This is a genomic window from Paenibacillus sp. FSL R7-0163 (genome assembly GCF_037969975.1).
In the GTDB taxonomy this organism is placed as follows: domain Bacteria; phylum Bacillota; class Bacilli; order Paenibacillales; family Paenibacillaceae; genus Paenibacillus_AQ; species Paenibacillus_AQ odorifer.
In genome coordinates this window covers 6,352,404-6,374,157 of sequence record NZ_CP150224.1, presented here as the reverse complement: position 1 = coordinate 6,374,157, position 21,754 = coordinate 6,352,404, and the positions used below count along the sequence as shown (strand labels likewise).

General features: G+C 43.1%; 20 protein-coding genes. 5 read left to right on the top strand and 15 right to left on the bottom strand.

Features of this window, described 5'->3' with window-relative positions:
- Nucleotides 1-94: 94 nt before the first annotated feature.
- On the bottom strand, nucleotides 95-373 hold the full coding sequence (locus NST45_RS28005; RefSeq protein ID WP_076140629.1) for a hypothetical protein: 279 nt from the start codon (nucleotides 371-373) through the stop codon (nucleotides 95-97).
- Between the two features lie 80 nt (nucleotides 374-453).
- Nucleotides 454-1,275: a methyl-accepting chemotaxis protein gene (locus NST45_RS28000; RefSeq protein ID WP_036682244.1), complete on the bottom strand. Its 822-nt coding sequence runs from the start codon at nucleotides 1,273-1,275 to the stop codon at nucleotides 454-456.
- Between the two features lie 108 nt (nucleotides 1,276-1,383).
- Here NST45_RS28000 and NST45_RS27995 point away from each other — a divergent pair, with 108 nt between their 5' ends.
- Nucleotides 1,384-2,232, top strand: a complete 849-nt coding sequence (locus NST45_RS27995) for a metallophosphoesterase (protein ID WP_339824315.1) — start codon at nucleotides 1,384-1,386, stop codon at nucleotides 2,230-2,232.
- Between the two features lie 185 nt (nucleotides 2,233-2,417).
- On the top strand, nucleotides 2,418-3,524 hold the full coding sequence (locus NST45_RS27990) for a DUF4163 domain-containing protein (RefSeq protein ID WP_076132759.1): 1,107 nt from the start codon (nucleotides 2,418-2,420) through the stop codon (nucleotides 3,522-3,524).
- A gap of 64 nt (nucleotides 3,525-3,588) precedes the next feature.
- On the opposite strand, the gene hmpA is transcribed toward NST45_RS27990, so the two are convergent.
- From hmpA to NST45_RS27945, 9 genes are all read right to left on the bottom strand, one after another.
- Nucleotides 3,589-4,794 carry an NO-inducible flavohemoprotein gene (gene hmpA, locus NST45_RS27985; RefSeq protein WP_076179233.1) on the bottom strand — a complete coding sequence of 402 codons (1,206 nt, stop codon included), beginning with the start codon at nucleotides 4,792-4,794 and terminating at the stop codon, nucleotides 3,589-3,591.
- 209 nt (nucleotides 4,795-5,003) lie between these two features.
- The gene (locus NST45_RS27980; protein ID WP_036682251.1) at nucleotides 5,004-5,840 is read right to left on the bottom strand and encodes a YitT family protein; all 837 of its coding nucleotides are present in this window, start codon (nucleotides 5,838-5,840) and stop codon (nucleotides 5,004-5,006) included.
- Between the two features lie 38 nt (nucleotides 5,841-5,878).
- Entirely contained in the window at nucleotides 5,879-6,334 is a 456-nt protein-coding gene (locus NST45_RS27975; RefSeq protein ID WP_339826256.1) for a VanZ family protein, read from the bottom strand.
- A gap of 65 nt (nucleotides 6,335-6,399) precedes the next feature.
- A complete protein-coding gene (locus NST45_RS27970; protein ID WP_339824312.1) occupies nucleotides 6,400-7,251 on the bottom strand; it encodes a M15 family metallopeptidase in 852 nt (283 codons plus the stop codon).
- Nucleotides 7,252-7,359: 108 nt separating this feature from the next.
- Nucleotides 7,360-8,055 carry a response regulator transcription factor gene (locus tag NST45_RS27965; protein WP_076124136.1) on the bottom strand — a complete coding sequence of 232 codons (696 nt, stop codon included), beginning with the start codon at nucleotides 8,053-8,055 and terminating at the stop codon, nucleotides 7,360-7,362.
- Between the two features lie 112 nt (nucleotides 8,056-8,167).
- A complete protein-coding gene (locus tag NST45_RS27960; RefSeq protein ID WP_094901022.1) occupies nucleotides 8,168-8,815 on the bottom strand; it encodes a pentapeptide repeat-containing protein in 648 nt (215 codons plus the stop codon).
- A gap of 143 nt (nucleotides 8,816-8,958) precedes the next feature.
- Complete coding sequence (locus tag NST45_RS27955; protein WP_076140620.1) at nucleotides 8,959-9,993, bottom strand: stalk domain-containing protein; 1,035 nt, start codon at nucleotides 9,991-9,993, stop codon at nucleotides 8,959-8,961.
- 177 nt (nucleotides 9,994-10,170) lie between these two features.
- On the bottom strand, nucleotides 10,171-10,635 hold the full coding sequence (locus tag NST45_RS27950; RefSeq protein ID WP_339824308.1) for a RidA family protein: 465 nt from the start codon (nucleotides 10,633-10,635) through the stop codon (nucleotides 10,171-10,173).
- Nucleotides 10,636-10,690: 55 nt separating this feature from the next.
- Nucleotides 10,691-11,749 carry an LLM class flavin-dependent oxidoreductase gene (locus NST45_RS27945; protein ID WP_036682260.1) on the bottom strand — a complete coding sequence of 353 codons (1,059 nt, stop codon included), beginning with the start codon at nucleotides 11,747-11,749 and terminating at the stop codon, nucleotides 10,691-10,693.
- 284 nt (nucleotides 11,750-12,033) lie between these two features.
- Here NST45_RS27945 and NST45_RS27940 point away from each other — a divergent pair, with 284 nt between their 5' ends.
- Nucleotides 12,034-13,698 carry a diguanylate cyclase gene (locus tag NST45_RS27940; protein ID WP_076140617.1) on the top strand — a complete coding sequence of 555 codons (1,665 nt, stop codon included), beginning with the start codon at nucleotides 12,034-12,036 and terminating at the stop codon, nucleotides 13,696-13,698.
- A gap of 55 nt (nucleotides 13,699-13,753) precedes the next feature.
- Here NST45_RS27940 and NST45_RS27935 read toward each other — a convergent pair whose 3' ends face one another.
- Nucleotides 13,754-14,095, bottom strand: coding sequence for a zinc ribbon domain-containing protein YjdM (locus NST45_RS27935; protein ID WP_036682263.1), 342 nt, complete (start codon nucleotides 14,093-14,095; stop codon nucleotides 13,754-13,756).
- 221 nt (nucleotides 14,096-14,316) lie between these two features.
- On the opposite strand from NST45_RS27935, the gene NST45_RS27930 reads away from it, so the two are divergent.
- Together NST45_RS27930 and NST45_RS27925 are read left to right on the top strand one after the other, a co-directional pair.
- Complete coding sequence (locus NST45_RS27930; RefSeq protein WP_051491231.1) at nucleotides 14,317-14,655, top strand: DUF4234 domain-containing protein; 339 nt, start codon at nucleotides 14,317-14,319, stop codon at nucleotides 14,653-14,655.
- Nucleotides 14,618-15,046, top strand: a complete 429-nt coding sequence (locus NST45_RS27925) for a DUF2752 domain-containing protein (protein ID WP_306018812.1) — start codon at nucleotides 14,618-14,620, stop codon at nucleotides 15,044-15,046. Before NST45_RS27930 ends, NST45_RS27925 begins: the two co-directional genes overlap by 38 nt.
- Nucleotides 15,047-15,058: 12 nt before the next feature.
- Here the strand turns inward: NST45_RS27925 and NST45_RS27920 are convergent, their stop codons facing one another.
- From NST45_RS27920 to NST45_RS27910, 3 genes are all read right to left on the bottom strand, one after another.
- Nucleotides 15,059-15,712 (bottom strand): response regulator transcription factor, encoded by a 654-nt coding sequence (locus tag NST45_RS27920; RefSeq protein ID WP_036682266.1) that lies wholly within the window; start codon nucleotides 15,710-15,712, stop codon nucleotides 15,059-15,061.
- The gene (locus tag NST45_RS27915; protein ID WP_339824306.1) at nucleotides 15,709-20,790 is read right to left on the bottom strand and encodes an AAA family ATPase; all 5,082 of its coding nucleotides are present in this window, start codon (nucleotides 20,788-20,790) and stop codon (nucleotides 15,709-15,711) included. Before NST45_RS27915 ends, NST45_RS27920 begins: the two co-directional genes overlap by 4 nt.
- 84 nt (nucleotides 20,791-20,874) lie before the next feature.
- Nucleotides 20,875-21,510, bottom strand: a complete 636-nt coding sequence (locus NST45_RS27910) for a response regulator transcription factor (protein ID WP_038573832.1) — start codon at nucleotides 21,508-21,510, stop codon at nucleotides 20,875-20,877.
- Nucleotides 21,511-21,754: the final 244 nt, after the last annotated feature.

Here is a 21,754-nt window from a genome sequence, read left to right as displayed (position 1 = left end):
TATAACATCCCTCTTCCTATGCCACATCTTTCAGGGAACAGCGCATAAGAACAACCCGTGAAGCTTGGAGCTTCACAGGTCGCGGCAGGACCATTTAGCGCTCTGAACGTTTCCCTTGCTTATTCAATGAGGCAAGTCTGCTCTTATCCTCGGCCAACAGTTCTTCAGCCAACTCCACACCTTGAGGACCTAGCCAGTCCTGAGCTTGCTGAATCGCCTGCTCAGTATGTGCCAGGCGGTTCTCAGCCTGTGCCAAAGTCTGTTCTGTTGGATGACTAAGTGCCTGAGAGACAGAGAAATGAAGCTTGCCCAAAGAATTTTTGGCTTGAGTTACATTGTCATTCGCTTGCAGACTGGAATCGGGTTGTTTCATAAATGAAATACGCTCCCTTCTGAAATGCGCCTGTTCTCTTCTAGCATGGTTTGGGTGAAGTAATCTTATGCATTCACTATCTACTGGATAATGGATTGCATAAAGGACGTCATTTCATTACTCGCTTTATTCAGGCGCTCAATGACACCGCTGAATTCAGTGACCAATTCTGCTTGTGAGTGTGAAGAAGCAGAGATCGCTTCAATTTCTTGCTCCATTTGCTTAATGGACTTTTGAACATCACTCAGTGATTTTTCAATATTATGGGTTGCTTCTTTAGTGTTAACGGATAGTTTGCGTACTTCCGTAGCAACCACCCCAAAACCTGCCCCTTGCTCTCCTACACGCGCGGCTTCGATTGCCGCATTCAGCCCAAGCAGGTTCGTCTGCTCAGAAATCTCACGAATGAAGCCGGCAACCTTATTCACTTCTTGTGATTCCGTTACGGCTCTACGCGTATTGTCTAATATTTGCTGCGAAGTAGCTGATAATTCCTGAGATTGGGCAGCTACGCTCTGCACCATCTCCATTAGATGACTGCTTATCTCATTAATCTCATCTGTGAATCCTTCAAGCTTATTCTCGTTCTCTAGTGTATAGGCAATGGCAAAAACCCCGATTACATCATCATCCGTTCCGTAGATAGGTACACATGTTGAGATTACAGGAGCTCCATAAATTTCTGCTGGGATTCGGTTAGAGCTTGCTATACCTTTCAGTCCATTTGAAAGCGACAGATCTTCAGGAGGGATAGGGTTACCCTTAACCAATCCGAGATCAATAACTTTACTTGGTGCGTAATAATGGAAGATCTCCCTGTCCGTGATTCCAATCATAATATCCTGCGAGTGAATCTTTTTGAAATAAGGTGCTGCGAGGACTAAGGCATCGATAATACTCATCTCTTCATCTCCCATATAAAAAAAATGTATATGTAGTTTTATCGTCACAATGGGTTATTAAATGAATATTGTCATAGTAGAGTAACAATCCCCACGTATGATTTGTTTATGAATACTATTAGCAGACGACAATTTCTACAGAAAAGCGCTCAAGTAACTCTAGGGCTTCTTGGGACAGCCGGTGCATCCGGCATCTATTCACATTGGATCGAACCCTACTGGCTGGAAATCAAATATGTAGACATTACACTTCCTAGACTTCCTCCAGCCTTCGATAGATTTCGTATCGTTCATTTTAGTGATTTACATCAGGGGGTATATTCCAAGCCGCAAGCTTTAACGGAGTTAGCGCAGCAAATTCAACATGTAAATCCAGATCTGCTCTGTTTCACCGGCGATTTATTAGATCATTCAGCCGATTATATTTCAGAAGCCGTAGCCTTGTGCTCTCAGTTGCGGGCTCCTTTTGGACAATATGCAGTATTAGGCAATCATGATGCTTTTGGGACCAGAAAGGTTGTAACGAAAGGGCTAACACAATCGGGCTTCCACGTGCTCCATAATGAACATATCGTCTTAACCCAAGGTACGGACAAGCTCTATATTGCCGGAATAGATGATCCTTGGGTCGGAAAAGCAGACATTGCCCAAGCGCTGCTTCATATCCCGGAAGAGGCTTGCACAATTCTCCTTGCCCATGAACCTGATTTCGCCGATGACTTTTGTAAGCTGCCTATAGATCTGCAATTGTCTGGCCATAGCCACGGAGGACAAGTGCGACTCCCATTTGTAGGAGCTTTATATACCCCGCCTCACGGAAGTAAATATTCAAGCGGATTATATCAACTGCCCAACAGCCAACTTCAGGTCTATACCACTCGCGGGATAGGAGTAACTCGTATGCCTGTTCGTTTTAATTGTCGCCCCGAGCTCACCGTAATTACTTTACATTCTTAATGCTAGTGTCTTAATCGTACAAAATGGTTAAAAAGTATATACCTTTTGCATATCTATGCAACAACACTGTAACCGCCTTTGTAATCAAATCTATTTAGGACCTAGGTATAATTGTAGGAGTGATAGAGGAAAAAATATCATATTGCAACTACATAAGCCCATCCTTGGGAAGGAGAGATTAAGTTATGAATAAAAGTATGAAATGGACCTCAGCCATCTTGGCTGCTGGAGTATTGCTTGGAGGGTCGGGACTAGTAGGAGGAACTTCAGTTCAAGCCGCAACTACCGGAGGAAATACGGTAAAACAAGCCGCACAGCAACCCTCTGTAGTGCTTAAATATAAAGGCCAGACCTTATCGCAGCAAGCGAAAATAGTAAACGGCAATACCATGATCCCTTTAACTGTACTACGGGATGCTTTTGGCCTTTCCATTAACTATAATGCAAGCACTAAAACTTATAGTGTGGGCAGCGATTCCATGAAGCTGGACATGGAGGTCTCAGATTACGGTGTTAGTACAACCCTGAATGGCTATTACATTTATAGCATGACCGGCAGTCATGATGTGAAGGTCATCAACGACCGGATTTATGTTCCATTCAAACTCTTGTCTGACTATTTAGGAGTGCAAGGCGTTTATAATCCTTCATTGAAATCACTTGATCTAAGTAAAAAAGTAATGAATGACATCAAAATTACCTCTGAAACCTTAGATAAGAGTAATAAAAATGCTAGTATCAAAGTGCAATATCCAAAAATCAGCGGCTTAACAGATGAAGTACAAACTAAGATTAATGCAATCTTCAAAAAGCAAGCTGAACAATTCGTCGCAGAGAGCGAAGAACAGGCTAGTCATAGAGATGGCACTATAGAGAATAAATATGACTTCTCTCAAACTTTTGTTGTCTCCTTTAACCGTGAAGGTGTACTAAGCTTAGTGACGGATCAGTATGGTTATACAGGTGGAGCTCATGGTGGAGCCCTTCGTGAAGGATTTACCTTCTCGCTGAAAGACGGCAAACCAATAGAACTTAAGGACCTGCTGAAGGCAGAGCCAAACTACAAACAAAAATTAGATAAAATGTTGAAGGAAAGCACCAAGGAGCTAGCTTTTCCAGATACACCTGGCGGACTAACAGAAAAACCAAACTTCTACGTTTCCGAGAGTGGCCTTGCAATCTTCTACCAACAGTATGAAATTGCCCCTTATGCGGCTGGAATTCCTACGTACACCTTTAATTTCAGTTCAATATTACCAAAGGGAACTAACCCATTCGCTGCCTTCAAATAAACTTCTATTGTAAAAAAAGAGCGTCACAGTCATTAGGACTGTGACGCTCTTTTGGTTTTACAGCTTATGCTTCCAAACTTCCAGCCGGGCCGAAGAATTCATAATGAATTCTGTCTTCAGCCACCTTCCATTCCTTAAGAGCCTTATATATCGCCTTCATAAAAGGAGTCGGTCCGCAGAAATAGAATTCAGAGTTTACGTCTGTTACTTCTTGCAACCAAGCTAGATCAATATAACCTGTTTTATGGAACGTATCTCCTTCACTTGGGGTTTCATAACATACATAGGATCGTAGGGTAGGATGGGACTGCTCCAAATCCGCCACCATTTCTTTCATAGCATGCAAGCTTCCATTGATGGCTGCATGAATGTACGTTACCTCTCGTTCTGGCTGCGTAGCAATTAACGTCTCCAGCATACTTACCATAGGGGTTAGTCCAACCCCACCGCTAATAAGAACCACTGGACGATCACTATCTTTATTTAGTACGAAATCACCCGCTGGCGAGCTCACTTCCAATATAGATCCCACTTGAACAACATCATGAAGGAAAGTAGATACGACACCAGCCGGTTTATCGGGCCCCTCACCTTCCCGTTTAACTGTGATGCGGTAATACGACTGTCCCGGCGCACTGGACAAACTATAGTGGCGAACATGGGTGTATTCCTCGTCCTCAGGCTGAACACGAACCGTGATGTATTGACCCGGCAAGTAAAAAGCTATAGCCCCTCCATCCTCAGGAGAAAGGTAGAAGGAAGTAATAAGTTCACTTTCTTTAACCTTCTTAGTAACCACAAAGTTTCTAAATCCACTCCAACCCCCGGGAATTTCGGCAGCCTCACGATACTTCTCTGCTTCGACACCAATAAAGGCATCTGCGATCACGCCATACGCCTTTGCCCAAGCATCAATAATTTCTGGCGTCGCCGCATCGCCAAGTACTTGCCCAATGGCAGCTAACAAAGTCTCACCTACGATGGGATAATGTTCAGGTAATACTCCCAATGCCCGATGTTTCTCCGCAATCTGTTTTACCACAGGCAAGATATTTCCTAGCTGATCAATATTCATTGCCGCCGCGAGTACGGCGTTAGCAAGTGCAGTCTGCTGTTTACCTTCCCGTTGGTTGGCGTGATTAAATATATTTAGTAACTCCGGATGATTTTCAAATAACATGCGATAGAAAGTAGTTGTGATGGTCTTCCCATGAACCTGCAAGACAGGCACCGTTGATTTTATGATTTCAATTGTTTGTTGATCTAACATCTAAATACCCTCTTTCCTGCAATAAATTAATTCCTCTATAAAAAGCATATAGAAGCTTCGCATGCCATAGTGTGCGTTCAATCACACGGGAAATTGAAAAAATGTGAACGAACCAATAATTGCAATGATATCCATCACAATAACGTACCCAAAATCAAAAAAAGCTATCCAAGCAGCCATTATAGCTTCCGGGATAGCTTTTTATCTTATTATTTTGACAGCTCCACAAACCCTTCTCCGAATACATCTCTTACATCGTGTATGGTAATAAATGCCTCTTTATCAATGGATTTGACGATTTTCTTAAGCATAGTCACTTCCTGCTTGCTAATCACAATATACAGCAGCTCTTTAGGTGTCTTGGTATAGTACCCACGGCCATATATTACTGTGACGCCTCTATCCATAATTCCATTAACCTGTTCAGCAATTTTGTCCTGCTCTTGGGATACAATCGTAACAGCCTTCTTAGGGTTCACTCCCTCAATAATGAAGTCCATTATCTTAGTGGCTACATAGAGCATCACGATCGTAAACATCAGACTTTGTACTCCAATGATGAAATACGAAGCGAACACCACAATTAAATCGACGAGCAGTAGCGCGTAACTAACGTTCCAGTCCAAATATTTATGTAGGATTCTGGCGATGATGGTTGACCCTGCAGTCGTTCCACCCACTCGTATAATCAGCCCGATCCCCACACCTGAGAAGATACCCCCGAATATTGCATTAATTATCAACTCATCACTGCCAATATTCCAATTTTTCGTAAGAATCAGGAATAACGAATTGAAAAACACCGCAATAATCGTGTATACCGTCGTAGTTTTGTCTAGAAATTTGTACCCCACAATTAATAATAAAGCGTTAAGAATCAAACTAACAATACCGGGTGACCACTGATACAAATAGTAAGTAATCATAGTCAGTCCCGTGACCCCGCCTTCACCGAACTCGTTTGGAATTACAAACAAATTAACGGCCAAGGAGAATAACAAAGCTCCTACAATGATGGAAACAATATCCGAAATACGCTTTTTCATACGATGCCCCTTCTACCCTAGATCTATATCCACAAATACTAACACCGCTTTGATATAGATGCAATCCATCCGAAAGAAGTCAACAGTCTATAGATAAAGTAACCAACCACCCCACCGCTAGTGTTCAAAATAAGATCATCCACATCAAAGGTACCGATATACAATACTAATTGCGTGAATTCAAAACAGAAGCTCAGCGCCAGTGAGAGAAAGAAGACTCTTTGAAACAGCCTTACTTTTTGCGATAACAGCATAGGCACCAAGATCCCAAATGGAATAAAAGCCAACAGATTCCCTACTAAATTAATAGATGAAAAAGGATCTGAAAGTGACAGATTGTCCATCCCCCGTGAGATCTCCTTAAAAGGGATATAGTTGCCACGCCGATTAAAAATCCTGTCTGGATGTTCAAACATACGTCCCGCTTGATCCAAAAGCGATAATAAGTTCACCGGTGCACCTTTAAATAAAATAATTCGGATTAAAAAATACATATAGACGATAAATATCGCTGCCAGCAAAAGGTTTATAGCAGACTTTTTTTTCGGCTCTTTAGTCATTAATATGTAGTAACAATTATGCCATCCATGTTATCGCCTGACGTCATATATTGCCCTTCCTGTGGAATTTTGATCGTAGTGTATTTGGATACCGGAAAATAACTTACTGTATAAGCTTTGCCGTCTACTGTTGTTGAAATCTCTTTGTTCTCTTTCAAGAAATCCAAATATTGTTCTAGCACAAGCCCCTTCTCATGAATAATGGCGCTGTGCGGCAACCCTACATAACGGAAATGCCAGGGTTCATATTTTATCCCCGTAATCTCGGTTTTGTCTTTCGGATAGCGGAGAATAAAGCCGTATTTCCAGGAATTTTTTTGCAGCCATTTTCCTTCAGGCGCTTTACTCATTTCTGATTGGGACGACCCGATATCCAGAGATAATCCTAAATTATGTTCACTATATTGCGCCGGTAAAGCATAGTCCGAACCTTTTTCCTGATATAATTTCTCTTGCTCTTCAAAGTCCCTGTACCCGCTGCTAATTAAAAAATGATTCACACCCTCTTTTTCGGCAGCTTTGACCATCTTATTGAATTTATGCGCTACACTTTCAGACAAACGAATCGAGGTATCCAGCAGCCCATAACCCTGCACCAGATCCGCCTGCTCATATAAGGTCACGATATCAGACTTCACACTATCCTCATGTACCGGGTATTGTTTGTTCACCAGCAACAAATCCCCTTGATACACTTGATCTTGTGTTACTACCTCTAAACTATTGTTATTTCTAATAGATTCTTTGCGAATCTTATCATCGTATCCTAAATTACCCGTATTCGGTAAATAACGAGCCGCTGCATACCCAAGCAACAACACAACCAACGCCAAAAAGCCCCACTTCTTCATCAGCAATGTCCTCCCATTTCCTTGATAGGAATAGAATAACGAAGACACTTTAAAGAAAAGGCGGGACAAATATAAAGTTTTTCTTAAAATAAATAAATTTCACGGGCTTTACCCATTAAAAGTATATCCAACGCCCCAGATCGTCTTAATGAATTTATTCTTATTGATGTCTTCACCGAGCTTTTTGCGCAAGGTACGGATATGCACCATGACCGTGTTCCCACTCTCATAATAAGCATCGCCCCACACCTGTTGAAAAATGTTCTCCGCACTAAACACCTGCTTAGGATGGCTGACCAATAAGTGCAAAATATCAAACTCTTTTGGAGTTAGCTCAATAACCTCACCATAAAGAGTAACCGTATGCTCATCCGGTGAAATCATCAATCCCCGAACCTCTAGCACCGATTTAGGTATGGCTGCGGGCTGACTGAATTGTATGGAGCGCCGCAACTGGGAATTGACCCGGGCGACCAGCTCCATTGGATTAAATGGTTTGGTCATATAATCATCTGCGCCCATAACCAGTCCGGTGATTTTATCAAGATCGGAAGTTTTAGCACTCAGAAAAATAATCGGCAGATGATGATGCTCCCGAATATGGCGGGTGACCTCGTAACCATCCAGCCCCGGCATCATGATATCCAGAATCGCCAAATCTATCGTTTGCGACTCAATGGCTTGTACCGCTGCCCTTCCATCGGACACTTTGAGGATATGATACCCCTCTTTTTGCAAATGCAAGGCCACCAAGTCGGCAATTTCCGCCTCATCATCCGCAATTAAAATGGTGATGCGCTTCATCTATTTTTCACTCCTATAGGTTGTGCTGTACACTCTTCATCCATTATACCCTAAACTCAAAAACCACTCCTAGAAAGAAGTGGTTTCGGATTAAATCTATGATTTATATAGTCTATTTCCTTTTATTATAGCTGTCTAACAATAGCTCTAATGAAATCCCATTTACTGTGACGCCTGAAAGATTGCAGTCTCTTATATCCACGTTCGAAAGATCACAATCTACAAAGGATGTCCCGTTCAGCTGGCATCGCTCAAACTTATTGCCTTTGCCGTACAAATGAATATCGTGGAAATAAGCCTCTCCTAGTTCACTGTTACTAACCTCTATTTCCCACAGCCCCACTTCATTAAACTTAACAGAATGCATATTGATGTCATTAAAGGTGGTACTGCTCATATTAATATTATCGAATCCGGTCCCCTCCATATTTACATTGGAGAAGTTTGTCTTATGCATATCAATATCATCAAATTCACTCTGGCCCATAGCCACACGGCGAAAATTCGTTTCAGTCATTCTTTCATCCTGAAAGACTCTCTTCTTAAATTCGTCCTGTAATTTGTTTTCACTAAGATTATTATTCACTGTACTCAACATCTCCCTTTTTAAGATCGCTCTTGATCTACGGAGTCTACTCTCAACAGCTTCGCTGGATAAATCAAGGAAATCGGCGATTTCCCTAACCTTGTAATTGTCGATATAGTAGAGAATTGTGACTATACGGTTAGCTTCTGATAGGGTGTTTAAGGCTTTCCACACATCTTGCTGGAGTTCTTTCCTGATAAATTTTAATGGAGAGGGGATTTCAACTTTTCTACTATGGTCTTAGCCAATCTGCTTCATCCCCCAAATGTATTCGGATGCTTCTTCACCGTGATAATTATAGCCTAATTATTACCTAGCTAAAACAATCTGCGAGCCGTCACCAAACGTTTCTTCCACTTGTCACTTAAGGCTTCATAATGAACGCCAAGCTCCTTGGAGTACGTATGTAAGATCTGATTATTTCCCGCGTAAATCGCCACATGTCCAATATCAAGTCCACGTGCACTGAAGAATAACAGATCCCCCTTGCGCAGCTCGTTAATTCCAACCTCTTTGCCCTCTTTGGCCTGATTGTAAGAGACACGTGGCAGGTCAATTGCCAACATATCCTTAAATACATGTCCTACAAAAGAAGAACAGTCAAAGGTTGACGTCTGGTCAGTAGCAGCGCCAAATTCATAAGGCGTTCCCAGATATTTTTCTCCGTAAGCAAGCAGCTCGTTTCCCTGCCGCTCTACAAGAGCAGCACTCGTATAATTGCTATATTTGGGTTTAGCAGAGATATATCCACTCTTGTTATCCTGCGTTCGCACTTCTAACCATAAAGCATCTACTTCTCTAACCACATGTACCTTATCTCCTGCCGACAACATTTGCTGAACCGTTGATTGGGCTGACGAATCTGGCAAACTTCGCAGATTAACTCCATATAGAATTGTCGTATCGTAATCCACTGCCGAGTAGATACGAACAGCACGAGTAGCAGTATCCCACTTTACAGTGCTGCCCAAAGCTTCGCTGACAAAACGCAGTGGCATCATCGTATAACCGCCGGCAATCTGGCCGGGAACGGCTACGCTTAAGGAATGGCCATTTTTATTCGCTGCTTGATCGCCAATATGGTAGGTCAGCACCAGGTCTCCCTTGGTTGCCTTAACGGTCTTGGTATCATTATTCCAAGTAATCTTTGCCCCTTGAGCTTCAAATAACTTGCGCATAGGGACTAGTACTGTATCGTTTACGAGCAAGGGCTGAGCCTCTAATTGTAGCTGTTGATCATCCAGATAGACGGCTGTAACCGGAGTCTGAGGCGTTGTCGCCGCATAGGCCGGAGCAGTATAGAGCATAGATGTAAGTAGTAAAAGTAACATAGCTTTCTTTTGAAACTTCATGATGTCATCACCTCGTTGATTGATATGTGCACCTATTGTTACTAAAAAAAGGGTAATTAGTTTTGTTACAAATATTGGGGTGAGCATCTAGCTACAGCATAAGCACCTAAAAAAAGAGGACTGCGATCACCTTTCGGTACCACAGTCCTCTTTTTAAGTATGCCCTCATGGAGCCCGCTAGACAGGTTCCTCTACCTCAAAAATGGAATCAATAATGAGCGGAAGATTGTCCCTTACAGAAACAGCACCCAATACAGAACGAGCATGAAGACCCTTGTCTCCGAACACCTCCAGCATTAAATCTGAACAACCGTTAAGCACTTTATGATGTTCTTCAAAGAGGGGATCTGCATTAACGAAGCCTTGAATTTTGACTACTCTTTTCACTTTATCCAAAGAACCTAAAGCTGTCTTAAGGACGGCAAGGATCTCTATACCCGTTAAACGTGCAAAATGGTAGCCTTCTTCGGTAGTGTAGTCTTGTCCCAGCTTTCCTTTGGGATGGCCCGCCGGTCCTTTTCCCGATACAAAACATAAGCCATTAACAATTACGTAGTTAGCGTATTTTGCCGCGGGTTCACTAGCCTCAGGCAGGACAATTCCTAATGCTTCAAGTCTGCTCGCTATAGTGTGCTCTGTCATATCCATCTCCCCCTCCATTATCAACAGCATCAATAATTTAGTAAGATCATAGTTACTACTTAGCTTCAACCTCTGCTTCCCATCTCGATATTTCAGCGCGAACAATTGGTGCTACTTGGGTACCCAATAGCTCAATGGCTCTCATTACATCCTTATGAGGCATCGTGCCAAGCGGCACATGCAGCATAAAACGTGTGATGCCTACTTGCTTGCGCAGGTGAATGATTTTCTCAGCAACGGTCTCCGGGTCACCTACATACAAAGCGCCTTCAAATCTACGTGCCGCATCATAGCTTGCACGAGTGTATTGACCCCATCCGCGTTCCCGGCCAATTACATTCATACTAGCTTGCGTAGAAGGAAAGAACATATCGGCAGCCTGCTGATTGTCCTCTGCAATAAAGCCGTGTGAGTGTGAAGCAACGGGCAGCTTCGACACATCATGTCCCGCTTGTGCTGCAGCCTTCTTATAGAGCTTCACTAGCGGAGCAAACTGTAGCGGACTGCCACCAATGATAGCCAACACAAGCGGTAATCCTAGTAACCCCGCACGAATTACAGATTCTGTATTTCCCCCGCTGCCAATCCATACTGGCAAAGGATTCTGCACGGGACGCGGATAAATCCCCAGATTATTAATGGCAGGACGGTGCGCACCGCTCCATGTTATTTTTTCGGATTCCCGTATTTTGAGCAGCAAGTCCAGCTTCTCATCGAACAGCTCATCATAATGATTCAAATCATACCCAAACAGCGGGAACGACTCGATAAAAGAACCCCGGCCTGCCATGATCTCTGCGCGTCCATTTGAGATTCCATCAAGAGTAGCGAAATCCTGAAACACACGTACGGGGTCATCAGAGGAAAGTACTGTAACCGCACTGGTCAGCCGAATCCGTGTCGTCTGTGAGGCCGCCGCAGCAAGCAAAACTGCTGGAGAAGAAGCCGCATAATCTTTACGATGATGTTCGCCCACGCCAAATATATCTAAACCCACCTGATCTGCAAGCACAATCTCCTCTACGACCTCGCGCAAACGCTGCGCATGACTTATCACTTCACCTGTCTGGACATCCGGTGTTGTTTCTACGAACGTGCTTATTCCTATTTCCACTTACAAATCCCCCTTAACTATAATTTCCTCTTTAAATTGTTTGTTTGATTATAACACAAGTTAAGGTTAAAAAAGCTAATCATTCTGTCCAACCCCAGTTTGTCGAGAAACTCATCCTTAAAATTTGCAAAACCACGCTTACAAATAGAGGATTTTGAAGGAATATGTTGAAACACTCTTAAACAAATAGCCGTTCTCGTAGAACAAATGATCATATGGCAAACCATTAAAATTCAAGGTAACGTGAAAGAACTGTTAACCGGGTGGGAGAAGGTGTCACTGAAATGAATATCATGACATGGATTGATTTATTATTATTTTTTGTTTTGTTCGCTTTGTTCATCTACATATTTGCGTCTGTAACCATCACTAACCTACATAAAGCATACTTAGTATTTCATTTTACTATGATGTTATGGCCCTTCTGTCAATTTGCTATCAAAACAACCGACAATCCCAGGTTTCAATTGTTTTATGTGAAGCTCGCATTTATCGACTCGGTTCTGTTAACGATTGGCTGGCTTCTTTTTACGATACTTCTCACTGGAAATTCACATCTCCTTCGAAAAAAGAACACGCTGATCCTATACATTCTCGCAGCATTGATCATAGTAGTAGTGATCGCTAATCCAAACGGAAATTTTGTTCTCCCTATGAACGGCGGATATATCGAAAGATATTATGGTCCGATTTTTTGGCTGCTTATTATCTTCTTAACCACCAGCGTAATGATTTCTCTGTATATCATCTATTCAGCCCTAGTCTCAAACACTACACAGCGGATCAAAAAACAGGTTGCTCATGTGCTCAAAGGGGTGCTGGTGCTAACGGTATTTATATTATTGGATGTTTTTCTTAATGTGGTGTTGCTTAAATCTGATCCAGTTATTCCGGGGCTGACCTCTCTGGGGATCTTAATCTCGGCAATTTTTTTCGTAATTGCTATTCATCGGGATAAAATATTTGATCTCGTAACCATCGCCCATCAGGATATCATTGACACCATTACAGAAGGAATTCTTGTACTGGATGATAGTGAGACTGTAGTAGAAATCAATCGCTCGCTTTTCCCAAGAATCAATCTACAAACCGGTGCTCGCTTTGACGTGTCGACCATCGCACCCATGGAGCAAACTTCCGGAGCTTTCGATTTATTCCTTCATACATACTTGAACCAGCCCATGGAGAGAACCGAGGTTGAACTATTCTACACCTCACTCAATGCATACATTAACATTACTGCCGCGCCGATTGTGGTAGGTGGAATCAGGGTTGGACGCATTCTTACTTTTCAGGACAGAAGCGAGCTGCATCGCCTCATAGCCGAGACCAATCACCAGAACGAGACCCTGCAAGAGCGTAATGCTGCATTAACTGAAATCCAGAATGAACTATCTCAGACCAACCAAAAACTTAAGCAGATGGCCATAACGGACAGCTTAACCGGTTGTTATAATCGTCATTACTTAACGTTACACTTAGAGCATGAAATCATAGAAAATATGAAACTCAAGCAGCCTTTTGCTATCATTCTTCTGGATATCGACTTTTTCAAAACAGTGAATGACAATTACGGCCATTTGATTGGCGATGTAGTTATTTGCAGCACGGTAGAGGTAATTAAAAAAACGCTGAGGGAGACAGATATTCTGGCGCGTTATGGCGGAGAAGAATTTATCATTTATTTGCCAAATACAGATCAAACACAAGCAAACCACTTGGCAAAGCATATCAAATCTATAATAGAAGCTAATAAAGTACATGTAGAGGATGTTGCTCATGCCCTATCAATTACTGTTAGTATGGGACTGCTGTCCATTAGTAATTTTGCAGCTCAATATACAGAAAGCCTGACCAATCAACTAAATGATTTATTCGAATCTGTGGACAAAGCCTTATATCAAGCAAAAAATGCCGGACGAAATCAGATTGTTGAGATTAATAGATAACGTTTAAAATAAAGAATCAGCCTACTTCTGTTGAAGTTAAGCTGATTCTTATTTTTTAGATCTTTTTAACAAACTCGGACTTTAATTTCATAGCTCCAAAACCATCGATTTTGCAATCAATATCATGATCTCCGTCCACTAAACGGATGTTTTTCACCTTTGTTCCTATCTTCAGAACGGATGAGCTTCCTTTTACTTTAAGGTCTTTAATAATAGTTATAGCATCTCCATCATTTAAAATATTTCCGTTGGCATCTCTGACAACCTTGTTCTCTTCACTGCTTTCAGCCTCTGTGTCGAGGCTCCACTCATGCGCACATTCCGGGCAGACGAGCAAACTACCATCTTCATAAGTGTATTCTGAATTACATTTCGGGCAATTTGGCAAAGTAGACATCAAAGTGTCCTCCATTCGTTAATGTAAATCTAGTTGTGGTTCCAGTGCATAGCCTCAAAAGTATATTTCATATTTGGTAAGGTTTCCACTAGATATCAGCAGTAAGTTTGTCTAGATTTCGACAGCGGACAGTAATTCTCAAATATTGTCTTGTATATTTTTTCCTAATTCAATAAGATGGAAATGTCGAATTTTTATGTAAATACATAGGAGAGTGAGTAATGATTAGTCGCAGAAGTGTTGCATTCGCCATTATTTTGTCATTAATTACATGTGGGCTCTATACAATATATTGGTTTATTGTTCTAACCAATGAGGTAGGCGAACTGAGTGGGGACTATACATTTACAGGAGGAAAACATTTTCTTTTAACGTTGGTTACGTGTGGGATCTGGAGCTTCATTTGGGCCTATCAGGTAGGTAAACATATTGCTGAAGCTCAAAGACAGCGCGGCCAATACCCGTCAGATAATTCAGTGCTTTATGTGATCCTGACACTCTTTGGTCTGGGTATTGTCACGTATGCCTTGGTACAATCCGATGTTAATAAACTGGTATAAGTTTACGACTTATAAAAGGACACATCCTAAACTATTTTGGGGTGTGTCCTTAAGTCTCGTCGGCGTAGTTTATCTCAAAGCATGGATACCCTTAACCAAGATTAGTATCCCTTGTCCATTTCATGAATGGACTGGATTGTATTGTCCCGGATGTGGAGTCACAAGAGTTATTCTTTCCTTGCTGAAGTTCGACGTTATTCAAGCGTTTAGATTTAACCCGTTGCTGTTTATTTTAGCACCTCTGTATATGTTGTATTGGATTACTAATAAGAAGCAAATCCGGCCTCTTAGCCAGGCAATTATGACTATAATGTTGATTCTGACCGTTACATTTGGAATACTGAGGAATCTCCCGCTGTTTGAATATTTGGCCCCGACAGTAATTCGTTAACAGCAACAACTATTACAAAATAGCTTGCAGTCGCACAATCGCTTGGGCCCGATCAACCACTTCTAATTTGCTATAAAGATTGCTAATATAATTGCGCGCCGTACCTTCTGCAATATGTAATGTATCGGCGATTTCACGGTTATTCAGTCCCCGGATAATGAGCTGTGCCAGCTCTTCTTCCCGTTCTGTCAGACTGATACGATCCAGACCCGATCTTTGCCAATGTTCATAGTCCTCTGTTAACCTGTTCATCCTCGACGCCAGTTTGGCTGCTACCGGAGCTGGCAGAATAAATTGCCCGGATAACGTATCATGAATCGAAGCGATCATTTTATCTGCGTCCATGTCCTTCAGCATATAACCGCTTGCTCCGTAGGCCATTCCCTCTACAATATAATCAGTCTCTATAAAAGTAGTCAGAATCAGAATGAAGATGTTCGGCCGAATCTGCTTTATTCGTTTCAAGGCGCTAAGGCCATCCATAACTGGCATTTGAATATCAAGCAGCACCAGATCAGGCTGGAGTGCCTCCACCATCTCGCAAGCCTCTTCTCCATTCTTGGCAGCACCGACCACTTCCATATCATCTTCCAGATCCAAAATGGTGCGAAGTCCTTCCCGCGTCAACAATTGATCATCGGCAATTACAATTTTTATTTTACTCATGTTCTATCCACAACCCTTCGCATGGGCAGATCAATCTCCAGTAAACAGCCTTCATCCATTTCTGAATCGATGGATAAGCTGCCTCCCAGTTGCTCAACCCGTTCCTTCATCGTCCTAAGTCCAAATCCCATCACGATTGGACTCATCCCTAGCCCACAATCCTTGAGTCTAAACTGCAAGTTCGCTCCAACAGACTCCAGACTGAAATGGAACTCGGCACTCTTTCCATGTCTGATCCCATTAGTTAAGCCCTCCTGCAAAGCATGATAGATTGCCTTTTTATAGGCTGTTGACATGGCTTCCGGCAGATCATAAATAACTGCATGAACAACAACGCCTGCATTGCGTTCTGTATCTTTAATCAACTGCCTCAGCATCACGGTTAGGTCAGAATACCTGTCCTCTTTCAGCATATGGACAGAGCCGCGGATTTCATTCAAGCTATGCCGCACAAGATCCTGGGCTTCTGCCAGACGCTGAAAGCCGCTGTCTATCTCCTTCTTCTGAAGCAGCCGCTTGCCAGCTTCAATCTGCAGAATCGTCGATGTAAGGGTATGCCCGACAATATCATGAATCTCTTGGGCAATACGATTGCGTTCCTCAAAAACAGTAGCTTCGGCCAAAGCCGCAGATGTTTCCCGCATCGAACGCTCCAGGCTGCGAGTTCTTTCTACCACTTGATCCTCCAGATTTTTTTTGAGATATTGGATTCCCGAATATAGCTTGGCATTAGCGATTGAGATTGCGCATTGTGAACCAAGCAGCTTGAGCACATCGAGTCTGCTTGGAGTAAATACACCCGGCGATAGATTATTCTCCAAATAGAGCAGGCAAACCAATTTATTCTGATTCATGATGGGGAGACATAGAACGGATTTCAGTCTATTATTCCTAACGTAAGTATTACGTGTAAATATCCCTTCACTGAGCGCATCATGTAATACAACCTGTTCTTGTGTTCTTGCCGCGTAAGCTATAATCGCTGCCGGGACCAACCCCGATTCTTCCCCAAGTGGAACAGATTCGATATGCTGGGCTTCTGAGGTCCCATAAGCTTCCACCATCCATTTGCCGTCATGATCAAAAATAACAGCCCCATATTCTGCCCCAGCATTGTGGAGCATGATTCGCATCAGCGTGGCCAATAATCGGCTCATCTCCATCTCGCCCGATAATGCTTGGGCAGACATTACCACAGAAAGGGAATCCACACGATCGAGCCCGGGCTCTCGTTTAATATGCAGCAAATGGCGATGCTGCTGCTCCAGGTCAGCCGCTTTAGCCTTTGCGCCCCATTGCAGATAAGCCTCATAGGCCTCAGTCATATAGATTCTTGCCAGATGCATTTTGCCATGACGAAGCCCATATTTGCCATAACATTCCGCCGCCATCGCTAAATCGTGAATATGACCGTGGACCCGGGCGGTCTCAATGGATTGCTCATACAACGCTTCAGCTTGGCGGGGATCTCGCGATAGACGAGTTAACTCAGCCTTCATCAACAGATATTTATGCTGATAATTCCCCGGACAACGCCTGGCAAGATTTTTCATTTTCTTCAAGCATTTACGCATTTTTGCCCGATATGTACGTTGCTCTTCAGCGTTATATTCCTCATACAACTGAGCCCAGACTAAACATTCATACATGATCTGCATGGGACTGTCTAAGCCATCTTCGCGTGATTTTATAATGGCCGCTGATTTGGCTAATGCCTCACTGGCTTCTCGGTATTCTCCAAATACATAGCCCGTCAAATACTGATAGATCCAGACCATTTCTTGTATAAAATCAAAGGTGTCCCCATGAACCGACTGTGCAAAATCAGGCTCGCTAATCTCCGCGATAGGAAAGGGATCATCTATAGAGCGATAACCTGTCAGTCGAACAAGAATGGCCGCCGCTACAATAGCCTGCTTACAATGAAGACTGTTGTTATGGCGCAGCAAATCTCCGGAATGAGTAATTAATCGCTCATAGATATCGCCGAGAGGATGACCAAATTGCAAAAGGGAGGCACAGTTGATCAGCACATTCTGGTTGCCCTTCCATAAGTCACCTGATTCCAGTCCCACTTTACCAGCCTTCTCGGTAAATGTATGGAGCATAGCAGGATCATAATGCCGCCAGCTATCGTAGCACATGGCGAACGCGGCTAAGGTTGTCATATGCTGTTTCGGATAGGGTTCGGATAAGCTGAACGCCAGCATGGCCCATTTAAATGTCTCTTCATCATTACGGAAGTAATAGTATTGAAACATTGCATAACCTATGAATCCAATGGAAGCCTCCGGAGTCATCCCATAATCAAGCGTTAATTCAATCATGGTGAAGGAAGAAGCAAGCCACCCTTCTCGATTGACGTAGAAACAAGCATTGCTCGAATGATCTAAAGTAGACATTGCGATTCTACGTGCTTCATCAGTCATTGGAGGTAAAAGAGTAAGCGATTCGAGTGAGACCTTCTTGAGTCTACGCCGCAATCGTAACCATTGAAGCGTCAATTGAACATAACCAGGATCAAATTGATGCTTCACTTTCAGTAACGATAAGGTATGCTGGCCTAAGGAGATCACCTCTTCGTGGTTATCATTACTTGCTTCCAACTGCACCTTCATTGCGTAGACGTAAGCCTTATCCATATTTGTCGTAGCTTTATCAATTAACAGATGGAATAATTCATTAGCCGTATCAAAATGGGAACATAAATATTCGAGCTCCGCCCTCTCACGAAATACCCGGAAGGTTAGCCCATATTGCGCCTCCCAGCTCTGCTCCGCTAATAATGACGTTGCCTGAAGCATATATTGCAAGGCTGTCTCATGTGCGGTTGTTTGCTTCGCTTTTACCCCTGCCTGTAAGTTCAGCTCTACCAGTTGAAGCCTCTGTTCAGGGCGGTCTAACCATGTAAGTGCCTGATTCAAATGCTGGACAGCTTCAAATAGGGTCGTTCCTTCACTTAGCGGGCTGCGGCCTAGCAATAACAGACCAATCTTCCAATGCAGCTCGGAACGCTCCTCTTCGGAAATAAAGGCATATGCTGCCTGATGAATGCGGTTATGCTGAAACTTATAATGCGGATATTCCTCCCCGTTAACGGGCTGCAACAAGCGCCCATGTACAGCAACCGCCAACGCTTCGCTCAATGCCTCTATCGGGGTCTCCGTAATATCAGCAAGTGTACGTAAATCAAATAGGCTGCCTATGAATGCGGCTCTGCTAAGTGCATATACCGTCTGTTCAGGAAATTGTTTCAATTTACTTGAAAGGTATGAAGCTACGTTATCGGGAACATTTAATTCAGTAATACGCTGGAGATCCCATTTCCAGCTTCGAATATTCTCATCAAATTCCACTCGCTGATCATCTATCAAATCTTGAAGGAATTGCTTAATAAATAACGGGTTTCCATCTGTCTTATGAAGCAGCACACGCGCCAGCTCGTCCAAGTCAGCTGCCTCGTAACGCATAACATCAAGTAGCAGTTGTTTTAAATCGGTGAGTTCAAGCGCTTGTAAAGAAATTCTGCTCATCGCTACGTTGCGGTCAATCAGATGCTTTTCCAGCCTACTGAGTGGGTGCAGCCTTGTAATCTCCCGATTGCGATAGGAAAGCACGATTAGCAGATGAGTCGTTGCCGTATCCTCTATAAGCGAAGTGAGATATTGCAGCGACGTATCATCAGCCCATTGCAAATTATCCAATACCAAGATCAATGGATGATCCTCATGAGGAAAGAGTTGAATAAATCGGCTCATGATTAATTGAAAGCGATGCTGAGCTTCCAGCGGTGGCAGTGAAGGCACGGAGGGTTGTGGGCCAATCAAGAGTTCAAGCTTAGGAACAAAATCGATCAGCAACTGACCGTAGTTGTCCACTGCTTGTAGAATACGCAGCTTCCAAACCTCCACTTGCAGCTTTGTTTCCATCAGCAGCTGACTAACCAACTCTTCTATGACTTGATGCCAGATGCCATAAGGGAGTGAGGTATGTCGGGATTCGAATTTGCCTCTGGCGAAGAAACCATCCAAAGAGACTGTATTTCTAAGGGTCTCCTTTAGAAAGGTTGTTTTGCCGATACCACTCTCCCCGCTAATCCAGACCGTCTCTACGGCACCTTGTGATGCTCTTTGCAGCGCTTCCCTTAAGCTTTGTTGCTCAAGATGTCTTCCATAGAAGCGTCCTGATACCATCCACCGCTCTGGGATATCCCAGCTTCCTAGTGGAAAAGGCTCAATATGCCCGGATTCTTCTAGACGGGATAGACATTCCTCAAGATCCGATTTAATGCCTAATGCGCTGGCGTATCTCGCTTCAGGCATCTTCTCCATGCATTTACCAACAATATCAGAGACCGATAGAGGGATAGTGGGGAACTTGCGGTGCAGAGGCTCAGGTGTATCTGCAAGATGACGATATACAATATCAACAACATCATGCAGCTCAAAGGGGCGGCTGCCTGAGAGACATTCATACAGGATGATCCCAAGCGAATAAAAGTCAGAACGGTAATCCGGTTTGACTCCGGTTCGTCCCGTTTGTTCTGGAGCTATATAAGGAAGCAGAACATCGGGCCGACCGCTTAACGGTGACAAAGGACTCGTGATGTTTTCGGTAGAGCACATTCTTATATCAATAAATTTCACTTCAAAAGTAATGGGATTGACGATTAGATGAGCGGGGGTTAGTTCATTTAGTGTTATTTTTTCACGATGAATTTGCATAAGACAATCAGCAATAGCTGTAGCGATCCGAAGCAGCGCTGGAAGACCCAGTGAATTAACAGGCATACGCAGGATCTGCCCAAGAGTACTCCCCTCTATATCTTTTAAGAGAAGGACTGGTCGGTCCGCCATAATTTCCAAACTGTACGCCTCTATTGCACCACGTCCGCAAAGTCGCTTAAGCATGTCATACTCATGACGAAAAGCATCGACCATGGCAGCTCCCGGGTATTCTCCTATTGTTGTCTTAGCGATAACCCTTAGGCCGTCCTCTTGACGTAGGAGTCTGTATAATCTGATATCCGCGGTATTATCTATCAGATCTAAGGTTTGGTATCCTGGCAATTCAAACATCAACAGCACTCCCTAATTACAATTAGACAGAATACTCAATCTTGCAAAGTAGTTAAAGCCATTATAACATCTGATCTTGCCGTTCTACTCGTAAGACATTTCATATTTCGTTAATCCTATCGCGTTGGCGCACAGTGCCGCCTGTGTCCGGTCAGTAACCTGCAGCTTCGCTAAAATCTGACTGACATGCTTCTTCACCGTAAATTCACTGATAAAAAGACGTGTGGCAATCACTCTATTGCAAGCACCTTGTCCAAGCTGAATCAGGACTTCCTTCTCTTTTGGTGTCAATTCATCTGTTGGACTGCTGGCGCTCATTCGCATCTTTTCTTCCATTAGGCCAGGATCGTAATATTTTCTCCCTTTGTACACCAACTGGATAGCAAAGAGTAATTCCTCCGGCAGTGCCTCTTTCAGTACATATCCGTCTACCAGTACTTCTTCAGCCCTCAAAAAATCCTCTCTGCTCGCAGAGGAAGTCAACAGTATGAATTTACTAACCATGCCGCGGGTACGTGCTATCTTAATGACATCCAGTCCTGATTCATCAGCAAGCTTAAGATCAATGAGGACAATGTCTGGCTTTGTCTCTTCAATCACATCAAGTGCTTCCGGGCCAGTCGTAGCTTCACCTGCAAATTGCATATCCGATTGCATTGCAATGACAGATGCCAGCCCTCTTCTAACTAAAGGATGATCATCTACAATGATGATTTTCACAGAAACACCTCTCTCTAAACCGCATACATTATTTACTTCTTTGTATAAAAAGCTTCAATTAGAGTATTCATTTAAATTTGACGCATTTCTGATTAAGTATAGTTAAAAGACTACACCGCTTATAGTGAGCGTTGTCATTTCTTTTGTCATATGACAAAATGGATATTTTTACATAAAAACCCCTCATTTAAAAACTGGCGAACCATGGTTATAGAGACCACAATCCGCCTGCTTTCTTGGGAAT

Bases quoted from the DNA above. Each gene is read 5' to 3' on its own strand.
- NST45_RS27990 (WP_076132759.1), top strand. From the start codon at position 2,418: ATGAATAAAAGTATGAAATGGACCTCAGCCATCTTGGCTGCTGGAGTA.
- NST45_RS27980 (WP_036682251.1), bottom strand. From the start codon at position 5,840: ATGAAAAAGCGTATTTCGGATATTGTTTCCATCATTGTAGGAGCTTTG.
- NST45_RS27930 (WP_051491231.1), top strand. From the start codon at position 14,317: ATGATTAGTCGCAGAAGTGTTGCATTCGCCATTATTTTGTCATTAATT.
- NST45_RS27975 (WP_339826256.1), bottom strand. From the start codon at position 6,334: ATGTATTTTTTAATCCGAATTATTTTATTTAAAGGTGCACCGGTGAAC.
- NST45_RS27950 (WP_339824308.1), bottom strand. From the start codon at position 10,635: ATGACAGAGCACACTATAGCGAGCAGACTTGAAGCATTAGGAATTGTC.
- NST45_RS28005 (WP_076140629.1), bottom strand. From the start codon at position 373: ATGAAACAACCCGATTCCAGTCTGCAAGCGAATGACAATGTAACTCAA.
- NST45_RS27915 (WP_339824306.1), bottom strand. From the start codon at position 20,790: ATGTTTGAATTGCCAGGATACCAAACCTTAGATCTGATAGATAATACC.
- hmpA (WP_076179233.1), bottom strand. From the start codon at position 4,794: ATGTTAGATCAACAAACAATTGAAATCATAAAATCAACGGTGCCTGTC.
- NST45_RS27935 (WP_036682263.1), bottom strand. From the start codon at position 14,095: ATGTCTACTTTGCCAAATTGCCCGAAATGTAATTCAGAATACACTTAT.
- NST45_RS27995 (WP_339824315.1), top strand. From the start codon at position 1,384: ATGAATACTATTAGCAGACGACAATTTCTACAGAAAAGCGCTCAAGTA.
- NST45_RS27920 (WP_036682266.1), bottom strand. From the start codon at position 15,712: ATGAGTAAAATAAAAATTGTAATTGCCGATGATCAATTGTTGACGCGG.
- NST45_RS27965 (WP_076124136.1), bottom strand. From the start codon at position 8,055: ATGAAGCGCATCACCATTTTAATTGCGGATGATGAGGCGGAAATTGCC.
- NST45_RS27925 (WP_306018812.1), top strand. From the start codon at position 14,618: ATGCCTTGGTACAATCCGATGTTAATAAACTGGTATAAGTTTACGACT.
- NST45_RS28000 (WP_036682244.1), bottom strand. From the start codon at position 1,275: ATGAGTATTATCGATGCCTTAGTCCTCGCAGCACCTTATTTCAAAAAG.
- NST45_RS27940 (WP_076140617.1), top strand. From the start codon at position 12,034: ATGAATATCATGACATGGATTGATTTATTATTATTTTTTGTTTTGTTC.
- NST45_RS27955 (WP_076140620.1), bottom strand. From the start codon at position 9,993: ATGAAGTTTCAAAAGAAAGCTATGTTACTTTTACTACTTACATCTATG.
- NST45_RS27970 (WP_339824312.1), bottom strand. From the start codon at position 7,251: ATGAAGAAGTGGGGCTTTTTGGCGTTGGTTGTGTTGTTGCTTGGGTAT.